The 26,108-nt window shown below is 38.4% G+C and carries 23 protein-coding genes, 4 tRNA genes, 1 other RNA gene and 1 pseudogene; 6 read left to right on the forward strand and 23 right to left on the reverse strand.

Going from position 1 to position 26,108, the window contains the following annotated elements; genetic code table 11:
• Positions 1–55 precede the first annotated feature (55 nt).
• On the forward strand, positions 56–451 hold the full coding sequence (locus tag J7W16_RS08820; RefSeq protein ID WP_210596930.1) for a YueI family protein: 396 nt from the start codon (positions 56–58) through the stop codon (positions 449–451).
• A gap of 588 nt (positions 452–1,039) precedes the next feature.
• Here the strand turns inward: J7W16_RS08820 and J7W16_RS08825 are convergent.
• A complete protein-coding gene (locus J7W16_RS08825; RefSeq protein WP_210596931.1) occupies positions 1,040–2,506 on the reverse strand; it encodes a spore germination protein in 1,467 nt (488 codons plus the stop codon).
• A 121-nt stretch (positions 2,507–2,627) separates the two neighbouring features.
• Here J7W16_RS08825 and J7W16_RS08830 point away from each other — a divergent pair, with 121 nt between their 5' ends.
• Positions 2,628–3,503 (forward strand): hypothetical protein, encoded by an 876-nt coding sequence (locus tag J7W16_RS08830; protein WP_210596932.1) that lies wholly within the window; start codon positions 2,628–2,630, stop codon positions 3,501–3,503.
• On the opposite strand, the gene J7W16_RS08835 is transcribed toward J7W16_RS08830, so the two are convergent.
• The 10 genes and pseudogenes from J7W16_RS08835 to J7W16_RS08880 all read right to left on the reverse strand — a co-directional run bounded on the left by J7W16_RS08835 (position 3,504) and on the right by J7W16_RS08880 (position 13,079).
• Positions 3,504–5,033: a rhomboid family protein gene (locus J7W16_RS08835; protein ID WP_210596933.1), complete on the reverse strand. Its 1,530-nt coding sequence runs from the start codon at positions 5,031–5,033 to the stop codon at positions 3,504–3,506.
• A gap of 127 nt (positions 5,034–5,160) precedes the next feature.
• The gene (locus J7W16_RS08840) at positions 5,161–5,364 is read right to left on the reverse strand and encodes a sodium:proton antiporter (protein WP_210596934.1); all 204 of its coding nucleotides are present in this window, start codon (positions 5,362–5,364) and stop codon (positions 5,161–5,163) included.
• 66 nt (positions 5,365–5,430) lie between these two features.
• Positions 5,431–6,447, reverse strand: a complete 1,017-nt coding sequence (locus J7W16_RS08845) for a ThiF family adenylyltransferase (protein WP_210596935.1) — start codon at positions 6,445–6,447, stop codon at positions 5,431–5,433.
• 11 nt (positions 6,448–6,458) lie between these two features.
• Positions 6,459–7,241 (reverse strand): DUF92 domain-containing protein, encoded by a 783-nt coding sequence (locus J7W16_RS08850; protein WP_210596936.1) that lies wholly within the window; start codon positions 7,239–7,241, stop codon positions 6,459–6,461.
• The gene (locus J7W16_RS08855; RefSeq protein WP_210596937.1) at positions 7,238–7,798 is read right to left on the reverse strand and encodes a 5-formyltetrahydrofolate cyclo-ligase; all 561 of its coding nucleotides are present in this window, start codon (positions 7,796–7,798) and stop codon (positions 7,238–7,240) included. Before J7W16_RS08855 ends, J7W16_RS08850 begins: the two co-directional genes overlap by 4 nt.
• A gap of 65 nt (positions 7,799–7,863) precedes the next feature.
• Positions 7,864–8,013, reverse strand: coding sequence for a 50S ribosomal protein L33 (gene rpmG / locus J7W16_RS08860; protein WP_034624960.1), 150 nt, complete (start codon positions 8,011–8,013; stop codon positions 7,864–7,866).
• A 262-nt stretch (positions 8,014–8,275) separates the two neighbouring features.
• Complete coding sequence (locus J7W16_RS08865) at positions 8,276–8,905, reverse strand: hypothetical protein (protein WP_210596938.1); 630 nt, start codon at positions 8,903–8,905, stop codon at positions 8,276–8,278.
• 70 nt (positions 8,906–8,975) lie between these two features.
• Positions 8,976–9,668: pseudogene (locus tag J7W16_RS08870) on the reverse strand (nucleotidyltransferase family protein); the annotation flags it as partial.
• A 17-nt stretch (positions 9,669–9,685) separates the two neighbouring features.
• On the reverse strand, positions 9,686–12,445 hold the full coding sequence (locus tag J7W16_RS08875) for a 1,4-alpha-glucan branching protein domain-containing protein (protein ID WP_210596940.1): 2,760 nt from the start codon (positions 12,443–12,445) through the stop codon (positions 9,686–9,688).
• A gap of 10 nt (positions 12,446–12,455) precedes the next feature.
• Positions 12,456–13,079, reverse strand: a complete 624-nt coding sequence (locus J7W16_RS08880) for a DUF4912 domain-containing protein (RefSeq protein ID WP_210596941.1) — start codon at positions 13,077–13,079, stop codon at positions 12,456–12,458.
• A 333-nt stretch (positions 13,080–13,412) separates the two neighbouring features.
• Here J7W16_RS08880 and J7W16_RS08885 point away from each other — a divergent pair, with 333 nt between their 5' ends.
• Together J7W16_RS08885 and J7W16_RS08890 are read left to right on the forward strand one after the other, a co-directional pair.
• Positions 13,413–13,787, forward strand: a complete 375-nt coding sequence (locus J7W16_RS08885) for a DUF6115 domain-containing protein (RefSeq protein ID WP_210596942.1) — start codon at positions 13,413–13,415, stop codon at positions 13,785–13,787.
• 1 nt (position 13,788) lies between these two features.
• Complete coding sequence (locus J7W16_RS08890; RefSeq protein ID WP_210596943.1) at positions 13,789–14,238, forward strand: hypothetical protein; 450 nt, start codon at positions 13,789–13,791, stop codon at positions 14,236–14,238.
• Positions 14,239–14,292: 54 nt separating this feature from the next.
• Here J7W16_RS08890 and J7W16_RS08895 read toward each other — a convergent pair whose 3' ends face one another.
• From J7W16_RS08895 to J7W16_RS08935, 9 genes are all read right to left on the reverse strand, one after another.
• Entirely contained in the window at positions 14,293–16,398 is a 2,106-nt protein-coding gene (locus J7W16_RS08895; RefSeq protein WP_210596944.1) for a peptidoglycan D,D-transpeptidase FtsI family protein, read from the reverse strand.
• A gap of 91 nt (positions 16,399–16,489) precedes the next feature.
• A non-coding RNA gene (ssrS, locus tag J7W16_RS08900) (6S RNA) lies at positions 16,490–16,670 on the reverse strand.
• Positions 16,671–16,743: 73 nt separating this feature from the next.
• On the reverse strand, positions 16,744–18,027 hold the full coding sequence (locus J7W16_RS08905; RefSeq protein WP_246879945.1) for an MFS transporter: 1,284 nt from the start codon (positions 18,025–18,027) through the stop codon (positions 16,744–16,746).
• 192 nt (positions 18,028–18,219) lie between these two features.
• Positions 18,220–18,828 (reverse strand): superoxide dismutase, encoded by a 609-nt coding sequence (locus J7W16_RS08910; protein ID WP_210596946.1) that lies wholly within the window; start codon positions 18,826–18,828, stop codon positions 18,220–18,222.
• A gap of 357 nt (positions 18,829–19,185) precedes the next feature.
• Positions 19,186–19,275: transfer RNA gene (locus J7W16_RS08915), tRNA-Ser, on the reverse strand.
• A gap of 10 nt (positions 19,276–19,285) precedes the next feature.
• Positions 19,286–19,362, reverse strand: a tRNA-Ile gene (locus J7W16_RS08920).
• Positions 19,363–19,380: 18 nt separating this feature from the next.
• Positions 19,381–19,454: transfer RNA gene (locus J7W16_RS08925), tRNA-Met, on the reverse strand.
• A gap of 4 nt (positions 19,455–19,458) precedes the next feature.
• Positions 19,459–19,533: transfer RNA gene (locus J7W16_RS08930), tRNA-Asn, on the reverse strand.
• Between the two features lie 389 nt (positions 19,534–19,922).
• Complete coding sequence (locus tag J7W16_RS08935; RefSeq protein WP_210596947.1) at positions 19,923–21,545, reverse strand: Na/Pi cotransporter family protein; 1,623 nt, start codon at positions 21,543–21,545, stop codon at positions 19,923–19,925.
• Between the two features lie 248 nt (positions 21,546–21,793).
• On the opposite strand from J7W16_RS08935, the gene J7W16_RS08940 reads away from it, so the two are divergent.
• Positions 21,794–22,570: a DUF1189 domain-containing protein gene (locus J7W16_RS08940; protein WP_210596948.1), complete on the forward strand. Its 777-nt coding sequence runs from the start codon at positions 21,794–21,796 to the stop codon at positions 22,568–22,570.
• Positions 22,571–22,635: 65 nt separating this feature from the next.
• On the opposite strand, the gene J7W16_RS08945 is transcribed toward J7W16_RS08940, so the two are convergent.
• The 3 genes from J7W16_RS08945 to J7W16_RS08955 form a co-directional block, all read right to left on the reverse strand.
• Entirely contained in the window at positions 22,636–23,265 is a 630-nt protein-coding gene (locus J7W16_RS08945) for an NfeD family protein (protein ID WP_210596949.1), read from the reverse strand.
• 127 nt (positions 23,266–23,392) lie between these two features.
• A complete protein-coding gene (locus tag J7W16_RS08950) occupies positions 23,393–24,265 on the reverse strand; it encodes a DUF1002 domain-containing protein (protein WP_210596950.1) in 873 nt (290 codons plus the stop codon).
• A gap of 109 nt (positions 24,266–24,374) precedes the next feature.
• Positions 24,375–25,607: an MFS transporter gene (locus J7W16_RS08955; RefSeq protein WP_210596951.1), complete on the reverse strand. Its 1,233-nt coding sequence runs from the start codon at positions 25,605–25,607 to the stop codon at positions 24,375–24,377.
• A 109-nt stretch (positions 25,608–25,716) separates the two neighbouring features.
• On the opposite strand from J7W16_RS08955, the gene J7W16_RS08960 reads away from it, so the two are divergent.
• Positions 25,717–26,073, forward strand: a complete 357-nt coding sequence (locus tag J7W16_RS08960; protein ID WP_210596952.1) for a hypothetical protein — start codon at positions 25,717–25,719, stop codon at positions 26,071–26,073.
• Positions 26,074–26,108 lie beyond the last annotated feature (35 nt).

The raw sequence follows: 26,108 nt of genomic DNA on the forward strand, positions 1-26,108 counted from the left end.
CTTATGTCGATAAGGATAAGATAAGAAGGACAAACATAAGGAAAGAGGGATAGATATGGACCAGAAAATGAAGGATATTCTTGACCGAGGTATCTATGGTGCACCAGAAATAAAATCAGAGGAGCGTAGCCTATTTCTTACAACCATTATTGAAAGAATCTACATTGCTTTAACCAAAAAGCAAGTATTCAAAAAAGGGACCTACCCTGAGGTTATTACGAAAATGAAAACAAAACCAAATGCACATTTATACATAAATAATGACTTAAGCTACCCCCATTATTCAAATTACATCCAAGAGGCGTCAAAACTAGGGATTCGCTATACGATCGTTAATCCTCAACAAGATACACCAATTGGTCTAGTATTAGCACATGAGTCACAGGCAGTTGATGAGAAGGAAATTTTTATTAAGGATGATTTGTACGAGAAGGATTTTAAGGAAGAGTAAAGAAAATCCGAACAATTGATACGTAGAAAGATGCTTCGAATAGGCTACCGGGATGGGGGGCACGCTTTCCGCAGGCGGGCGTTGAACTAACCGGCTACGCCGGTGGATTTCAACCTGCCCTTTCTTCCTGCAGGAGTCGGCCCGCCCATCCCGTCCGCTTTGATGAAAGGTAAGATAGAATCTTTCTTCTCTTAATAGTGAATTTCAAAAGATTAGTAAAACTTTTTGGATGGGTCTTCTGATCACAAAACGTCTACTTATTCAGACTCGTTAAAGTCAAACGAGAAATTCAATAAAAGTGATACGAAAAATCTTTTCCTAAGGATGGCATGCATATGCAAGTTCAGGGTGCTACTACAATTTTCTAGTTAATCTGAATCGAATCATGAAACCAAAAAACAAAAATAAGGAGACAGGTCTAGATCATCCATAATGTGGGTCATCTTTTCCTGTACTCCTATTTTTTACTCCAAACAGCTCAAAAATGGACATTTACCAGTGGCATATTTCATCCACTTGGTTATGTCGAGCCTCTTACTATACATTACATATTCAAAAGAAATTCAGCTCTACGATTTATATTTTCTCTTAGCGATCGCTATCTTGAGGATGGAGAACTGAAGGGCGCTGTCTTCTGTGTGGCATGGCTCTTCTTACTAGTACATCTAAAAAGGCTTTTGGTTTGAATGGTAGGAATGGCCATAGGTATGGTGTACCAAGGGCACTTAAATTGACAAGCATTAGGATCCATACCGTTATACCAATCACCAGTCCTGCCATCCCAAATGCTGCTGTTGAAACAAGTAATGCCACTCTGACAAGACGATTTGCTAGGCTTAACTCATAACTCGGAGTAGCAAATGACCCTACTGCGACAACTGCTAGGTACAATACAACCTCAGGTGAAAACAGCCCAACATTAATTGCAACGTCTCCTATAAGCAATGCAGCCACTAATCCTAGTGCTGTCGCTAGCGCATTCGGAGTATGTATCGCGGCCATCCTTAGCATCTCAATCCCCATTTCAGCAATCAAGAACTGGACAAATAGCGGAATTGCTCCGGTCTTTTCTTCGCCTATGAATTCAAGTGCTGCCGGCACATAAAAAGAATTTGTAGCTAGCAAATACCATAAAGGTAATAGAAATAACGAAGCCCATACCGCCACATAACGAACCAATCTATGACTTGCACCAACAACAGGCTTTTGTCTGTATTCTTCCGCATGCTGAAGATGGTGCCAGAAGGTAACAGGGGCAATCATAACACTTGGAGACCCGTCCACAATAATGATTATATGTCCTTCAAACAAATGCGAGGCAGCTACATCTGGTCTTTCCGTATAACGAACTAATGGGTATGGATTGGAATGATGTCCGAAAACAAATTCTTCAATCGTTTTGTCTGCCATTGACAAACCATCTGTGTCTATTTTTTTTATTGCTTTTTTTATTTGCTTTACATACCCTGGGTCAGCAATATCAGCAATGTAAGACACAGCAATATCCGTTTTGGAACGCTTACCAATTTGAATATATTCCACTCTCATCGTTCGATCTCTAACTCGACGTCGAATAAGAGCCGCATTCATTACAATCGTTTCAACAAATCCATCCTTCGATCCACGAATAACTTGCTCAGTGTCTGGTTCTTCTGGACCACGAACAGGATATTCTCTTGTATCAATAAGGATGACCTTATCAAGCCCATCAACAACTAATGCGGCCGGACCTGATAACACTAGATCGACGACCTTATCTAAATCATCGACAGCTTCAATCTCTACATAAGGAATATGATGCTTAATCAATTTCTCTAGCGGCTTCTCATCAAGGTCTTCTGCCTTCATCAATATCAATTGACGTTGAATTTGTGTGATGGCCTGATCTTTTCCAAAACCATCAACAAGAAATAAGCCCATTTGTCGTTCAGCATATTCAAGCTCTAGATGAATCAAATCAAAGCTATCATCGACAGCCAATTCTTTTTTTAGAAAAGCGATATTCTGATCAAAATTTGATGTCACCGGGTTTTTAATATTTGTTTTCGTAGTCATTATAATAGCCCCCAATTCTCTTACATTATTTGCTTTTGTGCCAAATTCCATTCATCAAAGCATAAAAGAGCTTTTTCAGACATATAAATGTCGCAAATAGTTTGTCCATTGGAGGGACACCATGAAAAAAATAACATTCACGATTGTTCTAGTTATCATGTCATTTTTAGTTGGATTATTTCTTGTTTTTTCGATCAAACCTGAACCATTAAAAGATGCCCTCATCTTCTTCCCAATTGATTCGAATGCATCATTTAGTGAGAAGCACTCTTCCATTAATTTTCAATCATTTGAGGATGAGGATGAATACCGTTTGAATTGGGAGGTATCTTCAAAGCTTGACCAAGAGGCTTATTTACGGCAGGATGTTTCTCTTTTATTTGAAGATGGCTATTTAAAAGATACGTTATCAAAATGGAAGGAGAAAACAGACTATGTAGAAATGGAAAAGGAGGTCCAATCAGATGATAGTGGCCACTATCGTGTTGTAACCTTCCATCATGCTGAACTTCATTATCCAAATGAAGAAATCAAAAGTGCTCAGTCTCTAAGCTTTGATCAGCTCTATGTGATTGATTCACCATTAAGTCCACTTCATTCCTTTCGTGTTCCAGATACAGAAGAAGAACATGAAAGTAAACGAATCCTAGACTATATCCTTTCTCAGCAACAAACATTTGACTGGGAGGAATTATTTACTTACTTTAATCTACCTGCTGAAGAATACGAGAAAATTCCTTTAACGGCTCTTGCTGATTATGAGAATGCACTACCAGGGCTTAGCGAGGAACAAACAGCAACATTTCTAGGCGGATTATGGGAAGGATTATACAAGAACTATGTTCTCGGTATTAGAAAACAAGACGGTACAACCGTCAGTCCAATCGGGAGTACCGTCCCACTCATATTGATTCCAGAGAAACCAGATCACTTCTTTGTCCTATTTCGTACAGCTGACGGTGAACCAGTTCAACTACTGCAAACAATCTCACCGTAGCTATTCGTTTGACAATTCATTATACAAATCTAAATACTGTTGATTTGAATCGAGTTCCATTGCTCGGGAAACGGCCTCCCGAGCCTTTTCTATTTGATTAAATTCTAGATATACTAGAGCTAGGTTATAGTGGGCTTCATGAAAATCTGGTCGCTCCGTAATTGTCGTTTCCAAAAGCTGATGTGCTTCTTGATAATTCCCTCTCATTGCCTCAGCGTATGCAAGTAAAAATGTTGCCTCAGGCATCGTTGGGTCAATCTCGACAGCTCTTTGTAAAAAAGGATAGGCCTCATCAACATTCTCAGCCATCAAATATTCCTGCCCAAGCGAGAGCTCCGTTAGTGGATCCACTGTTTTTTGATCATTGTTCCACCCATAAAACAAAAGGATAGCCATTGTCGCTGCAGTAGCAATCGCAGCTAGAAATTGCTTATAGGAACGAGTATGTTTTGGTAAATGTAGCATTGCAGAAGCAAGAAATCCTCCAACTAATCCGCCGATATGGGCACCGTTGTCAACCACTTGAACCGAGAAACCAAAGATAAGATTAAGGGCCAGCACGAAAAAAAGGTTTTTCCCCATCGTTCGGAAGAAAAGCTTTGGATGAATCGTACCAAAGTAGAGTAATGCACCAAAGCAACCAAAGATTGCTCCAGAAGCCCCAGCTGATACCTTTGTATTAAATGCAAAGCTTGCAATCGAACCAATCAACCCAGCAATGAGATAAATAATTAAAAAGCGACGGGTCCCGTACATCCTCTCGACTGCCCCACCTAAATAAATGAGGGCTAATGAGTTCATAGCTAAGTGAACAAAGCCAATATGTAAAAACATGCTTGTGAAAAAGCGCCACCATTCTCCTTCAATAATGAGAGGATTATATTTCGCACCAAACTCGATCAAGGTCAGGATTGATGTACTTCCGCCACTTCTTTCAAGAAAAAAGAACAAAATAGCTACCGTGGCTAACAAAAGATAAGTCGCAATTGGTTTTCCAAATAGAAACAAGTTCTTCTCGTTTTCAAGACGTGCTCTAATTCCCGTTTGTACCTCTTGTTTCAACTTCTGTATCTGCTGTTCTAATTGTTCAACATCTTCATTTGATTGTAGAGTATCTAAGGCAAGTAAAACGGAATCATCCTTATCCAAATGCCCTTCTCCCTCTTTTGTCAGTAATGAAGTAACAACCTTTGTTTTTTGTTTTTCGTTAATGAAAAAGGGTTTAACAATATCCTCCCATGAATCAACGGGCGGATATACTGATATGAATAGATTTTTCCCTACTAATTCTCTGACGCTTAAATGCTGACGAATACGTTCAAATGCTTTTACTGACTGAATGACATTATTTCTTAATGAATTTGCCCAATCAATGTCAGTTCGAATAACACGAATGACTTCTCGAGGCTTAGATCCTTCATTTTCCAGCCAAATTTCATTTGTGCGTTGGTCTAATACACGCCATTTTAATGTAAACACATAATGGTGAACAATTTTCCAGAAAAGGTAATCTTGTTTAAGTATGTTCATTGATAACCTCTCTTTATTTCTTTTTCATTCATTATATCAACGATGCACCGTTGTGCACATGAAAAGCAACCACATTGTAATTAAAAGGGCCTATCCTTGTAATGATTCTCGGACAGACCCTTCAAGGCTAGTTATTCATCTGTGGACGTTTGTACTGTAGGACTGATCCAAGAACCTTATCACGAATAAACGGGATTTGCATCGCAAGGCTTACTGCCAGCTTCCGTAAAATACGACGCCCTAAAAACGCATTTAATACTCTGTAACGATATTTGTAAGCAAAGTAAAAAGAAATAACAAACGATACAAGCGAAAATAAACGTTGGAACATTTTTAGCCCTCCTTTGCTATTAATGTGCAACGATATTCTCGATTTTATCCATCCTTCCTTCTTACTTTAGCCACCAATGTATTTATTAAATAATGATTTTGCCCTCACAAGATCCTCTGTACCCTGAACTAAAACTCTGCCATCAGGAAACAAAACGAATCTTTCTCCCTCAACAAGCTGTGCCCGAATTAAAAAAGGCGTAACCTTAACATCTGAAACCTTACCAAGTCTTTCTGCCCATAGATTTAACTCTAAAGGGTGTCCAGCTTGAATTTGTACCGTTTCTCGTCCACAAAGCGTTGTCATATGATCGTCTTCTTCGGTTAACGCGGGATAGTTCTTAAGCTGACATGTCGGACAATTGTCTTTCGGCTTGTCCATTTTTAAATCAAATTGATGGTTTCCCCACAAATCAAAGCTTTTGAGGGTATGTCTTAGTGACTTTATATCTCCGACAAGATACTTCATTGCTTCTACAACCTGATACGAGGCAACAATATCAACAACAGGGCTAATAACGCCAATCGTATCACATGTTTGTCCACTTCCTGCTCCTTGCCCAATAAAACAGCGTAAACAAGGTGTTTGACCTGGAATGAACAATGCTGACATACCTCTTGAACTTACAGCTCCTCCATAAGCAAACGGCACACCCAATTTATAGCACATATCATTAAGTAGAAATCTAGTTTTGAAATTGTCTGTTCCATCCAGAACAAGATCGATTCCTTCAATAAGCTCTGGTAAACTTTCAATCGTTACATCTGTTACCACTGCTTCTATTTCAACATCAGAGTTGATTGCTTTCAGCTTATTTTTGGCAGCAATCGCTTTCGGTAGACTCGATTCTACATCGTGTTCATCAAAAAGCATTTGTCTTTGGAGATTACTCATTTCTACGTAGTCTCTGTCTGCAAGGCGGACAAGGCCAACACCCGCCCTAACAAGATGGTTAGCAAGTACTGTTCCTAATGCTCCAACACCGACAATGAGAACGGCCTTTTCTGATAAACGTTCCTGTCCTAATTCACCAATTGGTGAAAAGCGCATCTGTCTTGAATATCGTTCATTTTTCTCTCCCATGATTTCCCTCCTCAAAATGCGGACCAACTCGTCATGATCGCTATTAATGCTCCTACAAAAGTACAGGTTATATTCACGATATCATTGTTTACCCATTTCCATCCTTTTATTTGCTCAGTAGGTTGCATACAATGCGACAATCGCTCTGTCTCCATCCCGCATATATGGCAACGGTAAGTAACTTGTCCGTAAGCACCTAATACAGTATCGAAACAATTTCCAAGGAAGCCAGCAATTGTAATAAGAACAACAAAGGCTAGAACCAAACTACCAAAGTCAAAAAATAATAATGATGTAAGGGCAATGACCAAGCTACCTACTATAGCAGCTAGTGTACCTCTAATAGAAATCGCACCCGAGGTTCCTTTCTCGACATGTTGCCACGTTCTAATATGCCAAGGTCTTCTCCGACTTAAAGGGCCAATCTCTGATGCCCATGTATCAGCAGTTGCTGCAGCTATACTACCTAGAAAACCCAAAATCCAAATGGATGATGGATCAAGCTTATACATCATTGCACATAGAGCAGCTATTCCTCCATTCGCTAACACCTGCATTGCATCGCGTCTGCTACCTTTTTCATTAATCTCTTCTTCTTTGCTCTCTTTCTTAAATGAACTTAAGTAGCTAGAGCTAAAAAAGAACAAACCTAAAACAAAAAGACCTTCTAACCCTAAACCATATGCGATAGCAACTCCAACAATCATTGCTGTCACGGCACCTGAACGGGTAAGCTTCTCTGTTTTATAAGCATAATAGGCAAGCAATAAAATTCCTGGTATCAGCATACTCATTTAATGAACCCATTTGGTGTAAGGAGATGATCAACAGGTAGATCATGATAATCGAGTGGGATTTCCGGTAGAATTTGTTCCGTTAATGCAAGTGACAATGTTCTAGCATTACAAATTTGTAAAAAGCGATCATAAAATCCACCACCATAGCCAAGCCTATAACCACGTTGATCAAAGGCAACTCCTGGTACTAGCAAAAGATCAATTTGGCTAGGTGGGATTTCGATCGTCTCAGTTGGCCTTGGCTCCTTGATCCCATATGAACGCGTTTCAAGCTGATCGAAATGAGTAATTATGTAAAAGACCATTGTCTTATTATTGAAATTTGTCCGAGGAACCATAACCTGCTTTCCTTCAGACCAAGCTCGTTGAATAATAGCTGATGTATCGATCTCTCGGTCTCGGGAAATTGTTGTAGCAATTCTAGTTGTTTCTTGCCAATAAGCAGACCTAAACAAATGTTCAGCGATCTCTTGACAGGCTCTATCAAATAATTGGTCTGGCATTGTTTTCAGTTCTCTTTGAATCTGATTCCGACATTCTTGTTTTAATGACATGAAAGGCCGCTCCCTCATCAAATTAGTCTATAAAAACAAAAAAAAGCAGTGGAAGATCCAACTGCTTACTTTGTTTCGCGGTGAAGCGTATGACGCTTTAATCTTGGGCTATATTTTTTGAATTCAATACGCTCAGGATTCGTACGTTTATTTTTTGTAGTAATATAATTACGATCGCCTGTCTCAGTGCAAGCAAGAGTTACTTGTACACGCATGTGCTATCCCTCCAAACTGTGCTTTGTTCATACTTGAATATGATAGCAAATCTTCCCGACAGGATCAAGTCTTTTTTCTTTACAGTGTTTAGTAAAAAAGGAATGCCCTTCCCTTTTTCACTAAACACTGTGCAATGGGCGCTAGACGATGCCGTTTTTTAGTTAGCGGCGAGTGGCCTTCTCTTTGCCCTCGGGCATCGATCTAAGCCTTTGCCTTTTATTAATAACGCAAGGAATGACCTTCTCCTTTTTTACTAAGCACTTATAAAATTTGTTTAGCAACAAATCCAAGATGGTTGTATTCTAATCTTTGGAAGTGAGCTTGCTGAACGTCTTCTTCTGTTTCTCCTTGCACTCCCCAGACCCTACCAACTCTTTCTTCATTTTTGGACATGTGCAATTCAGTCACCATCATACTTTCTTGAGACCCACGCCAGATCGGAGACAACGTTAGGTTTCCTGTCTTCTCGTTCCAAATCGTTCCTCTCTCACCAACAGCTAAATGAAAATTCTCGTGCTGAAAAAAGTGAGTAGCAAGAAGAGATATTTTATTCCCATTATAATGCATCACTGTTTTCTCTGATGATGACACCATTGAAACGACTTGTTCATCATTGGAATTGCTATTATGATGATAAACAAATTTTATTACTCTATCGCGATTAGAATGATTTTTTATTGTAAACGTATAATCAAAATGGGAAGCTTGATGTAATCTCTCTTGTAAGATGGTTACATGTATTTTCCATACTTTATGAAAGGCAGCAATCACAGTCACATTCGTTTCTTTCATTTCAGTAGGGGAAATATCCCACTCGAGACTATTTAACCAAGAACAATGTCCATCCATCCATATTCCAAACGGTTTAAGTGTTTGATTATAATTGTACATTATTACGGTCACCTACCTTTTGTATTTGTATATCAAATTAGATCGCTAATTCTTCAGGGTCAATCATCTGGAGCCAATCATGTTGTGCTTGATGATATTGCTTTAATGTTCCGATATCAGACCAATATCCGTTTGCATGGTATCCATACAACTGTCCACTATCAATTACTCTTGGAAATACATCTAAGCTGAAATCGAGTTGAACCTTTTCTTGCATGTGGGAGAAAATACTAGGATCCATAATATAAATACCGGTATTCACAGTGTTACTAAAACATTCACTTACCTTAGGCTTCTCTAGAAATCGGATAATTTGGTTATGTTGATTTGTCTGAATGACACCGAAGGAAAAAGGATTATCAACTTCTTTCATAAAAACAGTTACTAGACTATTTCTACTCTGATGAAAATCAATACCTTCCTTTAAATTAAAATTCGTTAATGCATCACCACTAATGACAACAAAAGGTTCATCCAAGAAAGTTTCTGCCTGTTTCACACTTCCTGCTGTTCCAAGTGGAGTGAATTCTTCAAAATAGGTTAGTCTCACTCCAAAATCAGATCCATCACCGAAATAATCTCGAATCACTTCAGGAAGATAATGAACAGTCACTGCAATATCAGTAATTCCATGTTTTTTGAGCAACTCTATGCTATATTGCATCACTGGTTTCTGCATTAACGGAACCATTGGTTTTGGCATAGAACTCGTTAACGGACGTAATCTCGTACCTTTTCCACCTGCAAGAATGACACCCTTCATGACAACCCCTCCTTAAGTTAAGCTTGCTGTTTAGCGAGACAGCGTTCCATTTCCACTTCGGTAGAAGAAGCAATCGCATCCCAGTGAAAGGTTGATTTCACATCGCGCTGACCTTGTGTCGCTAATCCTTCTCTTAAAATTGGATGATTATATAAATAGAGCACCTGTTTGACCAAATCATCATGATTTCCAGGCTCGAATAATACGCCATTCTCGTTATGACGAATGATACTCGCCATTCCACCTGTGTTTGCTACAATCGTTGCCTTGCCCGCTGCTAAGCTTTCTAGAGCGACAATGCCGAATGGTTCATAGAGACTCGGAAATACAGTTGCATCACACTGTCTGAACCAAGCATTTCTTTCTTCATCGCTAATATACCCAATAAATTCAATATGAGAGGTAAGGTCTTGTTCGTTGATCTGATGCATATAATCCTCAAGCATTGGCCCCTTACCAGCAACTACAAATTTCAGTTGAACATTTTTTTCTTTTAATTGCTTTGCAGCTTCAATTAATGTTTGGTACCCTTTTTCCTTCACCAATCGTCCAACAGAAAAGATCGTAAACTGATTTGTTGTTACGCAATGAGTTGAAGGTGTTAAAAACACACTCATATCAACACCATTTGGTATGACAGTTATCTTCTCTTGAGATAATGAGAAAACAGTTTGAAGCTCTTCTCTCATATACTCACTGCAAACAATAATCTGGTCAGCTTCATGTGTGAGCTCCCATTCCTTCTGGTTGATCTCGTATTGTAGATCTGTATGAATTCCATTATTTCTACCATGCTCTGTCGCATGGATTGTGACTAATAATGGGATTTTTAATTGGTTTTTTAGTGCTTTTGCTGCTACTCCAACCAACCAATCATGTGCATGAATAAAGTCAAATTGTATTTTTCTCGTTAGCTTCTTAACATAGTGGACCATGGCAAAATTCAAGCTTCCAACCCAATCAAAAAAGATATCCGTATGCGGTTGTAAACATTGAATCCTATGAACATGGACGCCATGATCAAGCTCATAGTCTGGTACTCCTTCCACAGAAGAGGTCACAATATGAACCTCATGCCCTAGCCTCACGAGAGCTTGAGACAGGTCATAGACATGCCGAGCCAGTCCACCAACTACTAATGGCGGGTATTCCCAACTTAATAGCAAGATCGACCGCTTATCAGAAGTGATTTGCTCTTGTTTTGCTAAGACATATGCGTCATGTGGTGAAAAAAAGATTTGTTCATTCACATCTGCTAAAAACGGAAATCCATTTTCCATTTCTTCAAGCCATCTAACATCAATCGCTGAAGTATGCAATTTTTCCTTTAGTAAATAAAAACGATTCATATGCGTATCAAAACGCTCTTTAGCATATTGTACAGAGGTTTGTCCATCGATAATAAATGCCCAATCACTGCTGATGGCAAGCATCCATTCCCGCACCATTTGCTTTAATACCCGTTTTTGTTCATCTGAAGGTTCAGAATAGAGAGCAACCATTGTTGCTAAATCTATTTCCATTCGATGATGGTAGCGGTACAATTCCTCATTTGTTTCATTAATCCAAACATGACCATAACCGTCTCTCCCCCAAGTAGAGAAAGAAACATGTACAGTTTCAAAGTCTTGATAATACCGCTCACAATATGTTTCAGGAGAAATAAATGCAATGCTCTCTTGTCCTTTTGCTAATAATTGACCAATCCAAGCTGGACCCTCAAACCACCAGTGACCAAATAATTCAGCATCAAATGGGGTCACCATCAAGTAAGGTGGAAAACATTGATCACCATGCTTGGCAGTTTCAGAATGAATGGATTCAATGAAATGATCTACCTGTTTGTGCACCTTGTTCAACGCCCATTCAGGCACATATCCCTCCTTGTGCTCAGAATCACCTGTAATTCGTTTATGTTTGATTCCTGAATCAATTCGGATTCCTTCTGGTAGAAATGGTTTAATTTCCTCCCAGTCTCTTTCATAAGCAATGTCGCGATAAAATTCACGATAATCAACATCACCAGGATATCCGGTGGTCGAGCTCCAAATCTGACTTGATAGAACCGAATGACGAGGAAATAAAATGAGCCCATGTGGAGAATATACTGGTGCACCAATCCCTTTCGAAGGTGTTGGGTCCCCTGTTAACACTGTATGCTCATCAACAAAGGTGTAACGAATACCCTCTTCTACCAAAATCCGATCAATACCAGGAGCTATTGCACATTCTGGTAACCAAAAACCCTTTGGCTTTTCTCCAAAGTATTTCTCAAAACAACGAATTGCTTCAACAACTTGGGAGCGAATAGCTGCCTTCGTTTTTAAATATGGCAGGAATGCATGTGTTGCAGAACTCGTAATACAACGAATCATGCCAGCATTCTTTAAGGCTTGAAAGCCAACTAATATATTTTTACCAAGATCTAGGTATATTTTTTTAATCTTCTGATAACGATTAAGATAGTAGATCATTAATGAACGTTCATTATCATCCTTCGGTTCGGCAATTTCCTTTTCAAGCAATTGAATCGTCATCGTGAGATACGCCAGATAGCGCTCTTGCATTAGTGGATCTGAAAGCATTTCCATGACGGGTGGAGAAAATGAAATGGTTATGGCATCCTCTACCTGTTTTTCTTCTAACTCGATTAATAGTGGTATATATGATTCGGTTATTGCTTCAAAAAGCCAACGTTCTTCCATTCTACCTTCTTCATTGTGACGAACGTATGGAAGATGGGCATGCAAAACCAATGAGTAGTATCCTTGTTTCATCGAACCCCTCCTACTTCAACTTTTCATAATAGGAATATGTACTAAAATGCTCTAACCATTGCGGCTCATCGACATGACCATTCTTCCAGTTCATGACGGCATCTACATGATAATGATTGTCTTCACCAATTTGTCTTGGTGTATCTATTGGATTTGAACGTAAAAGTGATAAAAATGTACCTTGCTTTGATTCCACGCCAACATCTACAACATACGTACAATTCGGCTCTAGATCTCGTACGAACCAATTATTTGTCATCTCAGGTAAGCCAATATCAAAATAACGATGAGCATTATGACCATTAAACAAAATCATTGTCACATCATATACCCTAAGCACTTTTTTTAACTTAGCCCAAGGCGTTCGACACTGGTGCTCTACCATCTTTTCTAAATCAAAGCTAATATCCCAATAAGCATAAATGACGGTCGGACTTTGGGCAATAATCGTACATTCATCCTCTCGGTAAACTGTCGGTGGATTTTCAATACTATTGTCGTTTTTTTGAATGTCTTTCGTTTCCTCATATTTCCGGAAACAGTATTGTACTTTTCCAACAGTTGTATCAAGTTCACGAGCGATTTTTCTAAATGAATACCCTTGTTCTCTTAGCGGAAGAATTTGCTCAATCATTTGGCCACCCCTACTGTATTTCTGTTAAATTCATCATACCCTGCTCATTTTCAAGGAACAAGCAGTCGAATTTGTCCTAATTTGTCGGGTCTATATGCACCATACGTTCAATTTACGAAAAAAATTAATCGACTATTTTCGCTAGTTAAATTTGTCAGTAACCAGCGTCGAAATATAGCGAAACGAACACTGCTATTACCATATGTATTCACTCTTTTAGACAATTGTCGATTAGCCACGTATTATGAATCAAAAAAATGACACCTTCTTGATTGAATTAAAACCGTGTGTAATACTAATTAATACGTTGAAGAAAAAGGAGCACAGTTATTCATGATAGACATAATGATCATTGTTTTATTTAGCTTGTCTCTTTTGCTCTTTATTCTGGCTTATTTCAAAAAGGACCGAATAAAAGAGCTTGAGAAACAATTAGAAGAAATGTCGATTACACAGATGCAAGAGTTGTATATATTAAAAAAGAAGATTCGATCACTAGAAGAGCAGGCAACCCTTGACGAGCAACAAACGACTTTTATTAGACAAGCCAAATCAAATTCGAAGCAGCAATTATTAAGAGAAGTGATAAGTCTGTATACTCAAGGATTCCAAATTGAAGACATTGCCCAACAAACAAGCTTAACGCATGGAGAAGTCGAACTCTTTCTTGACTCATATCTTTCAGCTGAAAAAGAAAGGGATGAGTAATGTGAGTGCCAAAAACATTCAACACTTCGCTGGTGGAATTTTTCTAGCAACATCGCTCTTAGCTGGGGCCTACTACTACAACTCTACTGAAACACAAGAACCAGTAACTGTAGTCGAGGAAATCATTCCAACATCTGCAGAAATGAAAGAAACATTGGAAGATGAAGGATATATTGTCCTAACGGCTGAAGAATATGAAGAAACAAAGGAAGTGACTCCAACAGAAGTTGAGACTGAGGTAGAAATCAGGTATACAATGCTGCTACAGATCCGCGAAGGAATGACAAGTCAGGAAATTGCTGCAATCCTTGTCCGTGGCAACATCATTGATGATTCTTCAGAGTTTACCGAGTTTGTACAAGACCAACAATTAACACAGGTAATCCGAACAGGAGAATATGAGCTAACGAGTACAATGACGATAGCGGAAATCGTTGAGTTAATCACATAAGAAAAAAGGATGCGACAATGGTCAGATAACCATACGCATCCTTTTTTAAATTATTTATTCAACTTCCATTTGTTCCTCATCTTCATCGACATTTTCTAATAAAGGCTCAGCAACTTTTTGCGGACCTTGACGAGCCTTTTTCATTTCGATGAAATACTGATCTAAAATCTCTTCAGCTATGTTTTGAGCCATTCCATCTCGTCCACCATTACCTTTTAGTTTAACTTTTGGAACGACAACAGCTATCGCTATCTCTGGGTTGTCAAAAGGTGCATAAGCCACAAAGGTTTGGTTGTTACCTTTTATACCATTTAGAGCTGTCTGAGCAGTTCCTGTTTTTGCAGCCAATTGATATGGTTTATTTCCAAAAGTTTTATTAGCTGTTCCTTTTGCTCCTGTGACGACATCTCTTAAACCTAACTGAACCTGATTAATAAACGCATCAGACATATCGACTCGATTCAAAATCGTTGGTTCAAATTTATGCAAAACTGCACCTATTTGTTCTGGATCTGTAACAGGCTCACGCACCTCACTTACAATTCTCGGCTTCATCCTATAACCGTCATTAGCAATCGTCGAGATATACTGGGCCAATTGAAGTGGCGTATATGCATCGTACTGTCCAATTAGCAAATCCAGAAGGGTCCCTGGAAGTCCTGGTTCGCCAATAAATCCACTTGAAGTTGAAGGTAAATCAATCCCTGTTTCAGAACCCAATCCAAACTGGCTGAAATTATATCGTACCTTTTCATAACTTTCTAAAGTTGACTTTGTCGGGAAAGAACAATTCATTGGATTTGAATTATAACACCCCATCATTCTTAAACCAATTTCAAACATATATACGTTTGAAGAAACCCGCAAAGCATACCGGTCATTAATTAGACCATATTCATTCTTACCAAACGAACTCTTTTCAATTCCACCTGGTAGTCGAATCACACGGTCATTTAGTCTTGAGTTAGGACTAATAATTCCTTCCTGATACCCTGTTAACACACTTGCACCTTTAACAGAAGAACCCATCTCGAATACTTTGTTCACGTTTCCGATGTGATCAGCGGTACTCGTTTGCTCTTCACCAGCGTTATCTAAAAATCCTGCCATAGACAGAATATCGCCTGTTCGTGGATCCATTAAAACAACATATGCTGATGAATCACGTATAAACGGATTTCCTGGCTTACTAAGTTCATTATTAATCGCATTTTCTGTTACCTGCTGTAACTCCATATCAAGGGTTAGCATTAAATCATTTCCCCGTTGACCTAGCTTCTCATTAACAGAGCTGTCGATCGTTTGGCCACCGGTTGAAGTCATAATACTCTCAACTACAGCCTTCTGACCACGCAAAACCTCCTCATACTGTTCTTCAAGAAAACTAGTGCCAACAATATCAGAACGTTCATATCCCCTTGAAAGAAAATGATCTACGCTTTCTTTAGGAATGGACCCCGTGCTTCCGAAGAAGCCTCTAAAAGAGTCACCATATGCATAGCTTCGTCGTGAATCTCTTAGTATATCAATCCCTGGTAGACGGTAGAGATTCTCACTTATAATATGAACTTCCTCCTCAGTAATATTTCGTTTAATTCGTTGAGGAGAGTTAGCATACCCGCGTACCATTTCTCTAAATATCGCAATGACCTTCTCATCTTTCTCTGTAAGCTTGTCAAGATCTTCTTGAGTGATAGCTTTAATCTCTAATTTATATTGCTCGGAATTGTCGAGGTCGCCGCGCTCTTCACGAGTCACAAGCTCATACCTTTCCTCTTCCGTCATATTCAATAGGATGTAATCCTGTTTATCCCTATCTAGTAACTTATCTGTTTCAACTTCTAATAAGGGTTCTAGGTCACGTGCAATCTCGAGCATCTTCTTGTTCGAGATCCCACCTGGATTTGTGTATGTAACAGATAACTCAAGCTCATTATCCACCACTACATTACCAAAGCGATCATACATAAGTCCTCGTGGTGCATCAATACGTGCGGTTGTATTACTCGTTCGTTCAAGTTCCTTTGTGAACTCTTCACCTTCAACAATCTGTACAATTCCAAGCCTAAGAATTAAGGCAGAAAATAAAATAAATACAGCAAAGAATAGAATATTCAGTCTGGCGGGAACATGATATTTTTTCTTTTTTGATTTCCCCATACCTAGCTCCTCCTCTTCAATTAGTCTTTAGTCATTTTTATACAATAGAATAGACACCTACATATTTAGGTGCCTAGTTGGATGTAATAAATTGTAACCCGCGTATGCCGTTGCTTCAGTTGTTTCATGAACCTACACTCGTAGGTGGGTGCTCGCAGAATCTCGTCCAGCGTCCAGAGCAAGCTGGCATGCTGTCTGAGGTTCAATATAAAGCTCCCTTTTTAAAATCAAGGTTCGAAACAAGGAGAAGCTAACTAACACGGCAGGCAACGTCCGTTCTTCTAATTGGTTTTATTATACCATATCGAGATACATTGTCAAAATGATAACGTAGCCAATTTTTGCTTATACAGTTGTCCCCCCAGAGTCTCCTTCCCCCTTATCCTGCCTTGCAAATGCGTATCCTTCACCGCCAATATTGTCTTTGAATGATACTTTGCGGACAAAGAAGTAAATTACCGTGTGACCCGCTCCGAGTACTAACAATAGGATAGGAATCCCTTTTTCCTCTGAAAAAAAAGTAATTGTTGCTAAAAAGGCTAAGACTGAGCTAATTCTTCCCATATTCAAGAACAACTCACGCACAACGATATACTCAACCCGCATTTCAGCTGCCTTCCAGCCTTTTCCTATAACATCAAACGTAAGTGAAACATATGGCACAAGAAGGACTGGATAAGCAATCGAGACAACAATTCCATAAATAATGAGTTTTGTGAAGGTCAAATCTCCTAGCACAATAATAAAGATGGCTCCATAAAGGACCAGACCTCCAAATAATATAAGTCTTTTTCTTATATGTGATTTAATCACTCTTGTAACTACATAGTACGCAACAAATTGGACGGCAGATGCAACTAACCCATATGTACCTATCGCTAGTTCACTGCCAGTCGATACGAACACCCAAACGACAATGACAAAGACAAATGTACCTTCTCGAAGCCCTTGGAAAAAATGAGCAAATAATATATTTCTCCAATTGGGATTCTTCTTTCTCTCTGCAATTATTTTTCGAAAGTAAAACTTCCCTTCAGCTGCTCGACGTTTTAACATAAAGCTTGTTAAAATCGCTCCAACAAACAAGACCAATGAAATGGTAAAAATAACCGTGTAACCAGTAAATTCCTCCATTCTTGTGATAATGAAGCCTGATAGGATCGGACCAATCATCCCCGCAAATGAAGTAAGCAACCCCAAAAAACCATTAAAGAAATCTCTTGTTTCGGGCTCTGTAATTTCAAATGTCAATACATTAAATGCAAGCCAGTAAAAACCAAAACCTGTTCCAATCAGTACACCAAGTAAAATGATAAATTGATTGGCGTGCTCACCTAAAAATAAAACGGTTGAGAAAAAAATTGCCAAAGAAATGACCCCTATTCTCAAAACAATAACTCGGTCAATTTTTTTGGCAACTTTTCCTGCAATAATAAAAGCAATAGGTTGCATAATCACTGAGCCTAAATTATATAAGGCTAAATCAACAAATTCACCTGACTGCTTCCACAAATAAACATTAACAAACGTATTTGAAAGTGCAATGCTTAGTGCGTATAATCCACCTACGATAAGCAGTAAGGTCAATTCCCTTGTAATTTCTATATCACCAATTACTTTTTTAATCATTGACGTTCTCACTGACTCCACCACCCTCATATCTAGTGTGTCACCTAAAAATGCGGATATACAAAAAGCCGGTGTTAAAACGTCTTTTTCTCAAATTACTGTAAACACATTTTTAAAAACATTCATGTATGCAAAAAAATAAGCCTAGACATATGTCTAGGCCCCTCAGTTGAAATTTGTTACTTCAACTTTTTATTTAGCTGCATTGAAACGCTTAGATACTTCATCCCAATTTACAACATTCCAGAATGCATTTATGTAATCTGGACGACGGTTTTGATAGTTAAGGTAGTAAGCGTGCTCCCATACATCAAGACCTAGAACTGGTGTCTTACCTTCCATAAGTGGAGTATCTTGATTTGGTGTGCTTGTTACAGCAAGCTTTCCGCCATCAACGATTAACCAAGCCCACCCAGAACCAAAACGATTAGCACCTGCATTAGCAAATTCTTCTTTGAAAGAATCAAAGCTACCGAATGCTTCATCAATTGCAGCAGCTAGTTCTCCTGTTGGAGCACCACCACCATTTGGGCTAAGGATTTGCCAGAAGAATGTGTGGTTAGCATGACCTCCACCATTGTTACGAACAGCTCCACGGATGCTCTCAGGTACAGCGTCAAGATCTGAAACTAATTCTTCAATACTCTTGCTTGCAAGCTCATCATGTCCTTCTAGAGCTGCATTTAGCTTAGTGATATACGTGTTATGGTGCTTACCGTGGTGAATGTTCATTGTAGCCTCATCGATATGTGGCTCAAGTGCGTTTGCTGCATAAGGTAATTGCGGTAGTTCATATGCCATGTTAAATCTCCTCCTAAAATAGGTTCAATTTTTTATTTTGGAACATTTTATTCCAAAAAGTCTAGACTTAAGAAACAAGAATGTTTACTAAGTCTTTCCATTCATACATTACCAAAATTTTCTCATTCTTGCAATGATTAAACCTTATCACAAGACTGGAATAAAGCCTTTTATACTTTACCCATCTTCACTAAGGTTTAAACTGAGCTCCTATCTGATAAGAACACATTTATGTTGATAAAGGCTAACGTTTTTGTAAACAGATGTAGATCAAGAGGAATTCATCAATTAGGACTTACTAATGAAAACAGAAAAAGCCTTTGAGAAATAAATTCTCAAAGGCTTTTTCTAACATGAAGGAGGAAGAGGGATTCGAACCCCCGCGCGGTTTGACCCGCCTGTCGGTTTTCAAGACCGATCCCTTCAGCCGGACTTGGGTATTCCTCCATAAGCTTATTGGTGGACCCTGTAGGACTCGAACCTACGACCGATCGGTTATGAGCCGACTGCTCTAACCAACTGAGCTAAGGGTCCACACTTTCAAAAAAGAAGTAGCGGCGGAGGGAGTCGAACCCACGACCTCACGGGTATGAACCGTACGCTCTAGCCAGCTGAGCTACACCGCCATAATGGCTCCACAGGTAGGACTCGAACCTACGACCGATCGGTTAACAGCCGATAGCTCTACCACTGAGCTACTGTGGAATAATAAGAAAGACAAGAATTATAATAACATATAACTTGAACATAAGTCAACATATTATTTTATTTGCTTTCAAAAACACTGCTTTCCTAAATTAACATAAACATTTGAAATAGACAAGCCTTTTTAAAAAATTAAATTAAAAAGAGGCTAGGACATAAGTGATTTAACTAATAGAAAAATCGAACAATGATAGTTAGCGGACATAAACCGCTCCTGAAATATACTTCGCTTTCCGCGGGAAGCCGGTGAGCCTCCTCGGCTACGCCTGTGGGGTCTCACCTTTGGCTTTATCATCCCGCAGGAGTCTTCGTATATTTCATCCGCTACGTGATTGCTTTGTTCGGTATTTCAGTTAGACACTTTAGCTATGTCCCAGTCCCATAGTATTTTAGTATTCCTCGATAACCGCTTCAGCAATATTCACTGAGTGGTCACCAATACGTTCTAAATTACTGACAATATCAACGAAAACAATTCCAGCTGCACCAGAACATTTGCCCTCGTTAATACGAAGAATATGTTTCTTTCTTAGCTTGCGTTCCATCTGATCAATCATCTCTTCCTTCTCGATAACAGAACGAGCCATCTCGACATCAACATGTTCAAGTGCTCGGATTGCTGCTTGAAGTGTTGATAATGTTAACTCACACATTTCTTTTAGATCGTCAATTGCACCATCAGTAAGAACAACCTTATTGGCTTTTTGATAATCTTTTAATTCAACAATATTCTCTATATGGTCACCAATTCGCTCGATATCCCTTACTGTATCAAGGAGCATCGAGTGTAGTCTCGAGTCCTGCTCTGATAATGAACGAGAGGATATTTGGATTAGATAATCAGTGATTTTACGATCTAGATTATTTATTGCTTCTTCAAACTGAACAGACATTTCTGCATGTTTCTTTTGACCGTTTTCAAGGTAATGACTTACTTCGATAAGCCCTTTTTCGGAAAAGTCAGCCATACGTAGAACCTCTTGTTTTGCTTGTCCTAGAGCAATCGCAGGAGAACTTCCAATAAACCTCGGATCAAGATGCTTCGCTTTATATTCAATACTAAATTCTTCACCTGGCACTAACTTTGTGACGATTATAGCCAACAATGCAATAAACGGCATCTGTATAAGCGTATTGGAAACGTTAAAAATACCATGTGCAAATGCAATTTGCATACTTTCATTTAAACCAAGCTCTACCGCCAAGAAACTAACCAGGTTTAGGAAAGGAACAAATAAAACTAAGACAATAACAGTCCCTATCAAATTAAAGATTACATGGGTTAATGCAGCACGCTTAGCTGCTACAGAAGCTCCTATTGAGGCAAGAACAGCTGTTATTGTTGTACCGATATTGTCTCCAAATAACACTGGTAATGCAGCATCTAGCCCTATTGCTCCTTGTTCATATAATTGTTGTAGCATCCCAATCGATGCACTTGAGCTTTGAACAACCATTGTAAAGAGCGTCCCAATAAAGACACCTAATAACGGCGATTCACTCATTGAAATCGTTAAATCCGTGAAAGCTTGAAGGCCACGTAATGGCTTCATTCCGTCACCCATTAATTCCAATCCGTAAAAAAGTGCTCCAAACCCAAAAATAACTTGGCCATAATTATTTATCTTTTTGCTCTTGAAAAAGAAAATAAAAGCAGCACCTACAGCAATAATAGGTAAAGCATACTGAGAAATTTTAATTCCAATAATGAAAGCTGTTACCGTTGTACCGATATTGGCCCCCATGATAACACCAATTGCCTGCTTTAACGTCATAAAACCTGCATTAACAAGTCCAATCGTTAAAACCGTTGTTCCCGAACTAGTCTGCAACAAGATCGTAACAAAGAGTCCTGCAATAATCCCCATAATTGGATTCGTAGTAAATTTATCAAGCAAATCACGAAGTCGCTCCCCTGCAACCTTCTGTAATCCATCTCCCATAAATTTAATACCAAATAAGAAAATCCCTAGGCCTCCAAAAAACATGAACAAGAGCGTCTGTAAATCCACAAATCCTCATCCCTTCATTTGAAAGTCATGCTAATGTTCCCTCTCTCTTTTTTCGACAAACATCAACACGGACACCTTGTCTATTATTAAGTATTTACAAAGGTTTTGTAAACAAAAATATCTTAATTTCTTTAATCTTACTTTTAGCAGTTCAATTAAAGTTATACTAAATGCTTTGTTTGAAATTGTTAATAGCATTTTATTTGCTAGTTCGATAAAATAAAACATAGTAAAAGAAAGGGGTTCTTATGCATTTTCTTACTTGGTTTACTAAAAGTCTCTATCAATTAAAAATAATTGCTTACAGCCGTCTACGGCCAATAACTTCCACAATATGGCATATTTTATTTTTAACATTTATTGCAAGTATCCCTTATTTATTTTCAATAAATACTTTTATTTACTCTGCAGTGAATGATCTTGAACAATCACTCCATAGCGATCTCCCTTCTTTTACAATTGATGATGGGGTTCTGCAAATGGATAGCTCGGATGTGTATATCCTTAATCAAAATAGTGACATCGGATTTCTTCTATTCGATCCGACAAACTCTTACACAAATGAAGACCTTCTTGTGCTTGGTACAGGGATTACCTTTGGGAAAGATCAGCTTCTATATGTAAAAAACGAGCAAATCCAATCGATTCCTTATACACTACTCGGAATTGAGCAATTGACTACAGCTGAAATCATAGAACGTATCGACCAGTTACAAGGATTCTTACCACTTCTTCTTGGTATTATTACCTTAGGACTATATGTTGCCCTTGCTGGACTTGCTTTTCTCGGTATTACGATCATTGCAATGTTCAGTTTATTCTTGAGAAGTGGACGCTCACTAGAATATAGACATTTGTGGAATATAGCTGCACATGCCATTACATTGCCAACAATTTTGTACTATTGGGTTGATGTTTTACTATTATCGTTACCAAGCATTGTTTATTTTATCGTTTGTTTATTAGTAATTTACCTTTCAATACGAACCATTCCAAATCGCAAGAATAAAGCGAAAGCTAACTAAAAATTGAAAAAGGGCATTGAAAAAAGTGTAATACCTTTTTCAATGCCCTTATCATTTCATTCATCCTATTCTTTCTTCTTAACGACAATTCTCGTTCCATCCACTGCCGAAACAATAACTTCCATATTCGCTTCCAGCCATTGACCACCACTTGTTGCACTATATTGCTGACCATTAATTTCTACTGTACCTGTTGGACGAAAAGGACTAATCGTTTTTCCTTCTTCTCCTACAAGACCAAGGTATTTCTCATTAATTGAATTATAACCAAGCTCTCCTGTTAAACGATCTTTCAGGGTCATTTTCGCCCATAAATTTCTTGAAGGGAAGACTTTTAGAAAAAGGATGGAACTAAATCCCCCTACTAGAAATCCCATTGAAACAAGTATTCCATATACTAATGTTGGAGCAGGGATCGCCAGTCCAATAATCATCATTATTACTCCTAACAGAGCGACTGTTCCGTCCGTAATGACCTTACCATCAATAATAATAAGCAATAGTCCCACTACGTATAGAATAACGACCCAAAGACCAACATCTCCTGTTAAATGAAATGAAAAATAGCATGCCATTATTGCAATCCCTAGTATACCAAAAAGACCCTTTGCTCTAACAAGTAATTCCCCAATCAGAAACAATGTCCCTAAAAAGACAACGAGAAACCCTACTGACTCTGAGTTTAACCACTCCATCATTTGACCTCCTTTATTCGTTATTTCCATATACGCAGGAGAGAATCGTTACGTTTCAAATAAATACAAGATCGAAAAAAGAGGTTGATTAAGAAATTCTCGAGATTCTGAATCAACCTGTTGGATATTAACTAAAGATACCCCGAATCGAATCAATCAAGCTGTTTATCAAATCAAGAAAACGTTGAATAAACCCTTGAGTTTCCTCACTATTCAAATATTCTCCTAGGTTATCTCTAACCTTTGTAATTTGATCTTGAACTTGGTCCCAATCAATATTAAGATCCTTCATTCGCATAAATAAAGAAACCAGACCATTTAATTCTTCTTCAGTAAGCGTAATTCCCATTTCATTTGCAATTCTTTGAATTAACGCTCGTAGATCATCTTCATTTTCCACTGGATTACTCGCAAGCTCTTCTTTAATTCTGTTCATTAGATCAGTCGCTTCTTCTACACCAATTGAACGACTTAACTCACCAGTTTTGACCATTTCTTCATTTGCGACTTGTTTTTGTTCCTCAGGTATCTCAATATCTGCTGCAATTTCATATGCTTTGATTAATCCAGTAAGAGCAGCTGTACCTGAAACAGAAATTGGCGAAGTCACGTAAATTTCTGCATCTTCAACACCTGCTGTTATAAGAGCATTCGCATACATTTCGTCTGAAATCCAATCAATATTGTTTGATTCAACAATAAGACCTGAACCGTTTTCTCCTAGCGTGATCTTAGAAGAGGATAGTGCATTAGTTCCAATTCGTGCAGCACTAATATAACTACCTAAATACTGATGTTCTTCTTCATTCGTTACATAAATAATATTATTTTCTGCTGTCACGCCCATTTCTGTCATCAACTGGTTTTTTTGGGCTTCTGTTAAATCTTCACCTAAAGTAACAATGATATCTCCTGGTATTGCATCAGCTAGTACAACTATTGGTAAGGCTAATGTAAATAACAGTGTTAAGACAATGCACTTTCTTAAGACGCTCTTCATTAAATCCACTCCTTATTGGCTTGCTTTGGCCATTAAATTAGACGAAGGCACTACTCATAAAGAAACACTTTTTAAAAGCATAAAAAAAGAGGCTTTGGACTTATTTAATTTAAATATGTGAAAAATTATCTTGACCACACGGCTTACCAATTGGTAAACATGGCCAACTATATAGCATAATTACCCCATTAAAACATAGTAAAAACAGTGCATTATAAACCATTTGCAAAGTATCCCCAACCCAGAATCCAAAAATCAGTGGACCAAAAGCAACGCCTAAAAATCGAAACATGGCATAGAACGAAAAGATTCTCCCTCGAAGATAGGGTGTGATAATTGAAGCTAGAGCTGCATTAGCTGCAGGTAAAAAACTTCCAAAACCACAGCCATATATCATTAACCCTATAATAGCAAGAGCTAGTCCATCTCCTAACAATAAACTCCCCACAGCAACTATCATTACACATATGCTATAAATCATTATACGCTTGTAGGAATCTTCATTCCCTTTCAAATACCTTCCAGTTAAATAAGAAATTATCGTTAAACCAAGTAAAGGTAGTGAAAGAATAAGACCTTTAACAAAGGAGTGAGTTATATTAACCTCTTCAACTAAAAAAGAAAAGTAAAATAAAAAACCAAATAATAATAGCATGCCGATCCCACCACTTAGAAATATCGGAACAAGCCAACGCCATTGAAGCCTAAACTCGTTCATTAATTGCTTTTTTCTATTACAAGTCTGTTCCGCTTCTGTTATATCTTCAGCTTGTTCTTGAATAAAAATCATAATTCCTGTCATAGCAAGCACGCTCATGGCTAGTAAAAGGACAAAACTTATTGTCCATGATACCCCCAATATCACACCACCAATTACCGGACTAATTACCTTACCTATTCCATTGAAGACCTCCATACTACCTAATGCTCTCGTTCGTTGTTCTCCTTGATATAAATCACTAACCATAGTCATTGCTAGAGGTGTAACAGTCCCTGCCCCAAGCCCTTGGATCACCCTGCCGATCAATAGAAATGGGAAAACATCTATAACTAGCATATTGGCAATTGCTGCAATAAAACAACCAAAGGCTATAGTCATTAACCCAAGTAGAGCAACTTTCTTCCTCCCGAAGCGATCAGACAAGAAACCACCTATTGGCACGAATAGGGCAGCCGGAATAGAAAAACTTGTTAAAAGCCAACCGCTCTCAACAGTTGTTAACATTAAATCATATTGCATCTGGGGTAGTAGCGGAATAAACATTGAATTTCCAATTGCCATAATAAGTGGAATCATCCCTATAAAGAACAACATATAGAATGGACGAGTGTCTTTCCTCATACTATTCACTCCTTCTTAGAAAATAACAAGAAATTTTCTCCAAATCTTGTCATAATCTCGTTGGACAAAACATATACTCTTAACAAAAGGAAGCAAAGGGGACAAGTATATGAAGCGGATTGCCGGGATTTTTATCATTTTAATTTTTTTATATAGCACTTATTATGATCTTACAATTGGTACTTTACCCAGCGAAATCTCAAAAGCATCCGAGCCGGAAAATGAACAAAAGGTCAGTGTAGAGTCAACTGAGGAGGATACAATGACCGAAGAGCCAATGTCTGAGCCCTTTCAAGCAGTTACCGTAGAACCCGGAAATACGGTTCTCTCTATCGTAGAGCACTTACATGAAGGCCCTTACCCTGCCACAATCCAAGACATTATTTATGATTTTAAGGAACTAAATGGGATTGAACCGGAAGAAATGCAGATTGGTGAGGAGTATTTATTCCCCTTGTACCAGTAAATCTTACTTCACCTAAACATAATCCTTGCCAAACA

The organism is Halalkalibacter suaedae, from assembly GCF_017939705.1.
Classification (GTDB): Bacteria; Bacillota; Bacilli; order Bacillales; family Bacillaceae_D; genus Halalkalibacter; species Halalkalibacter suaedae.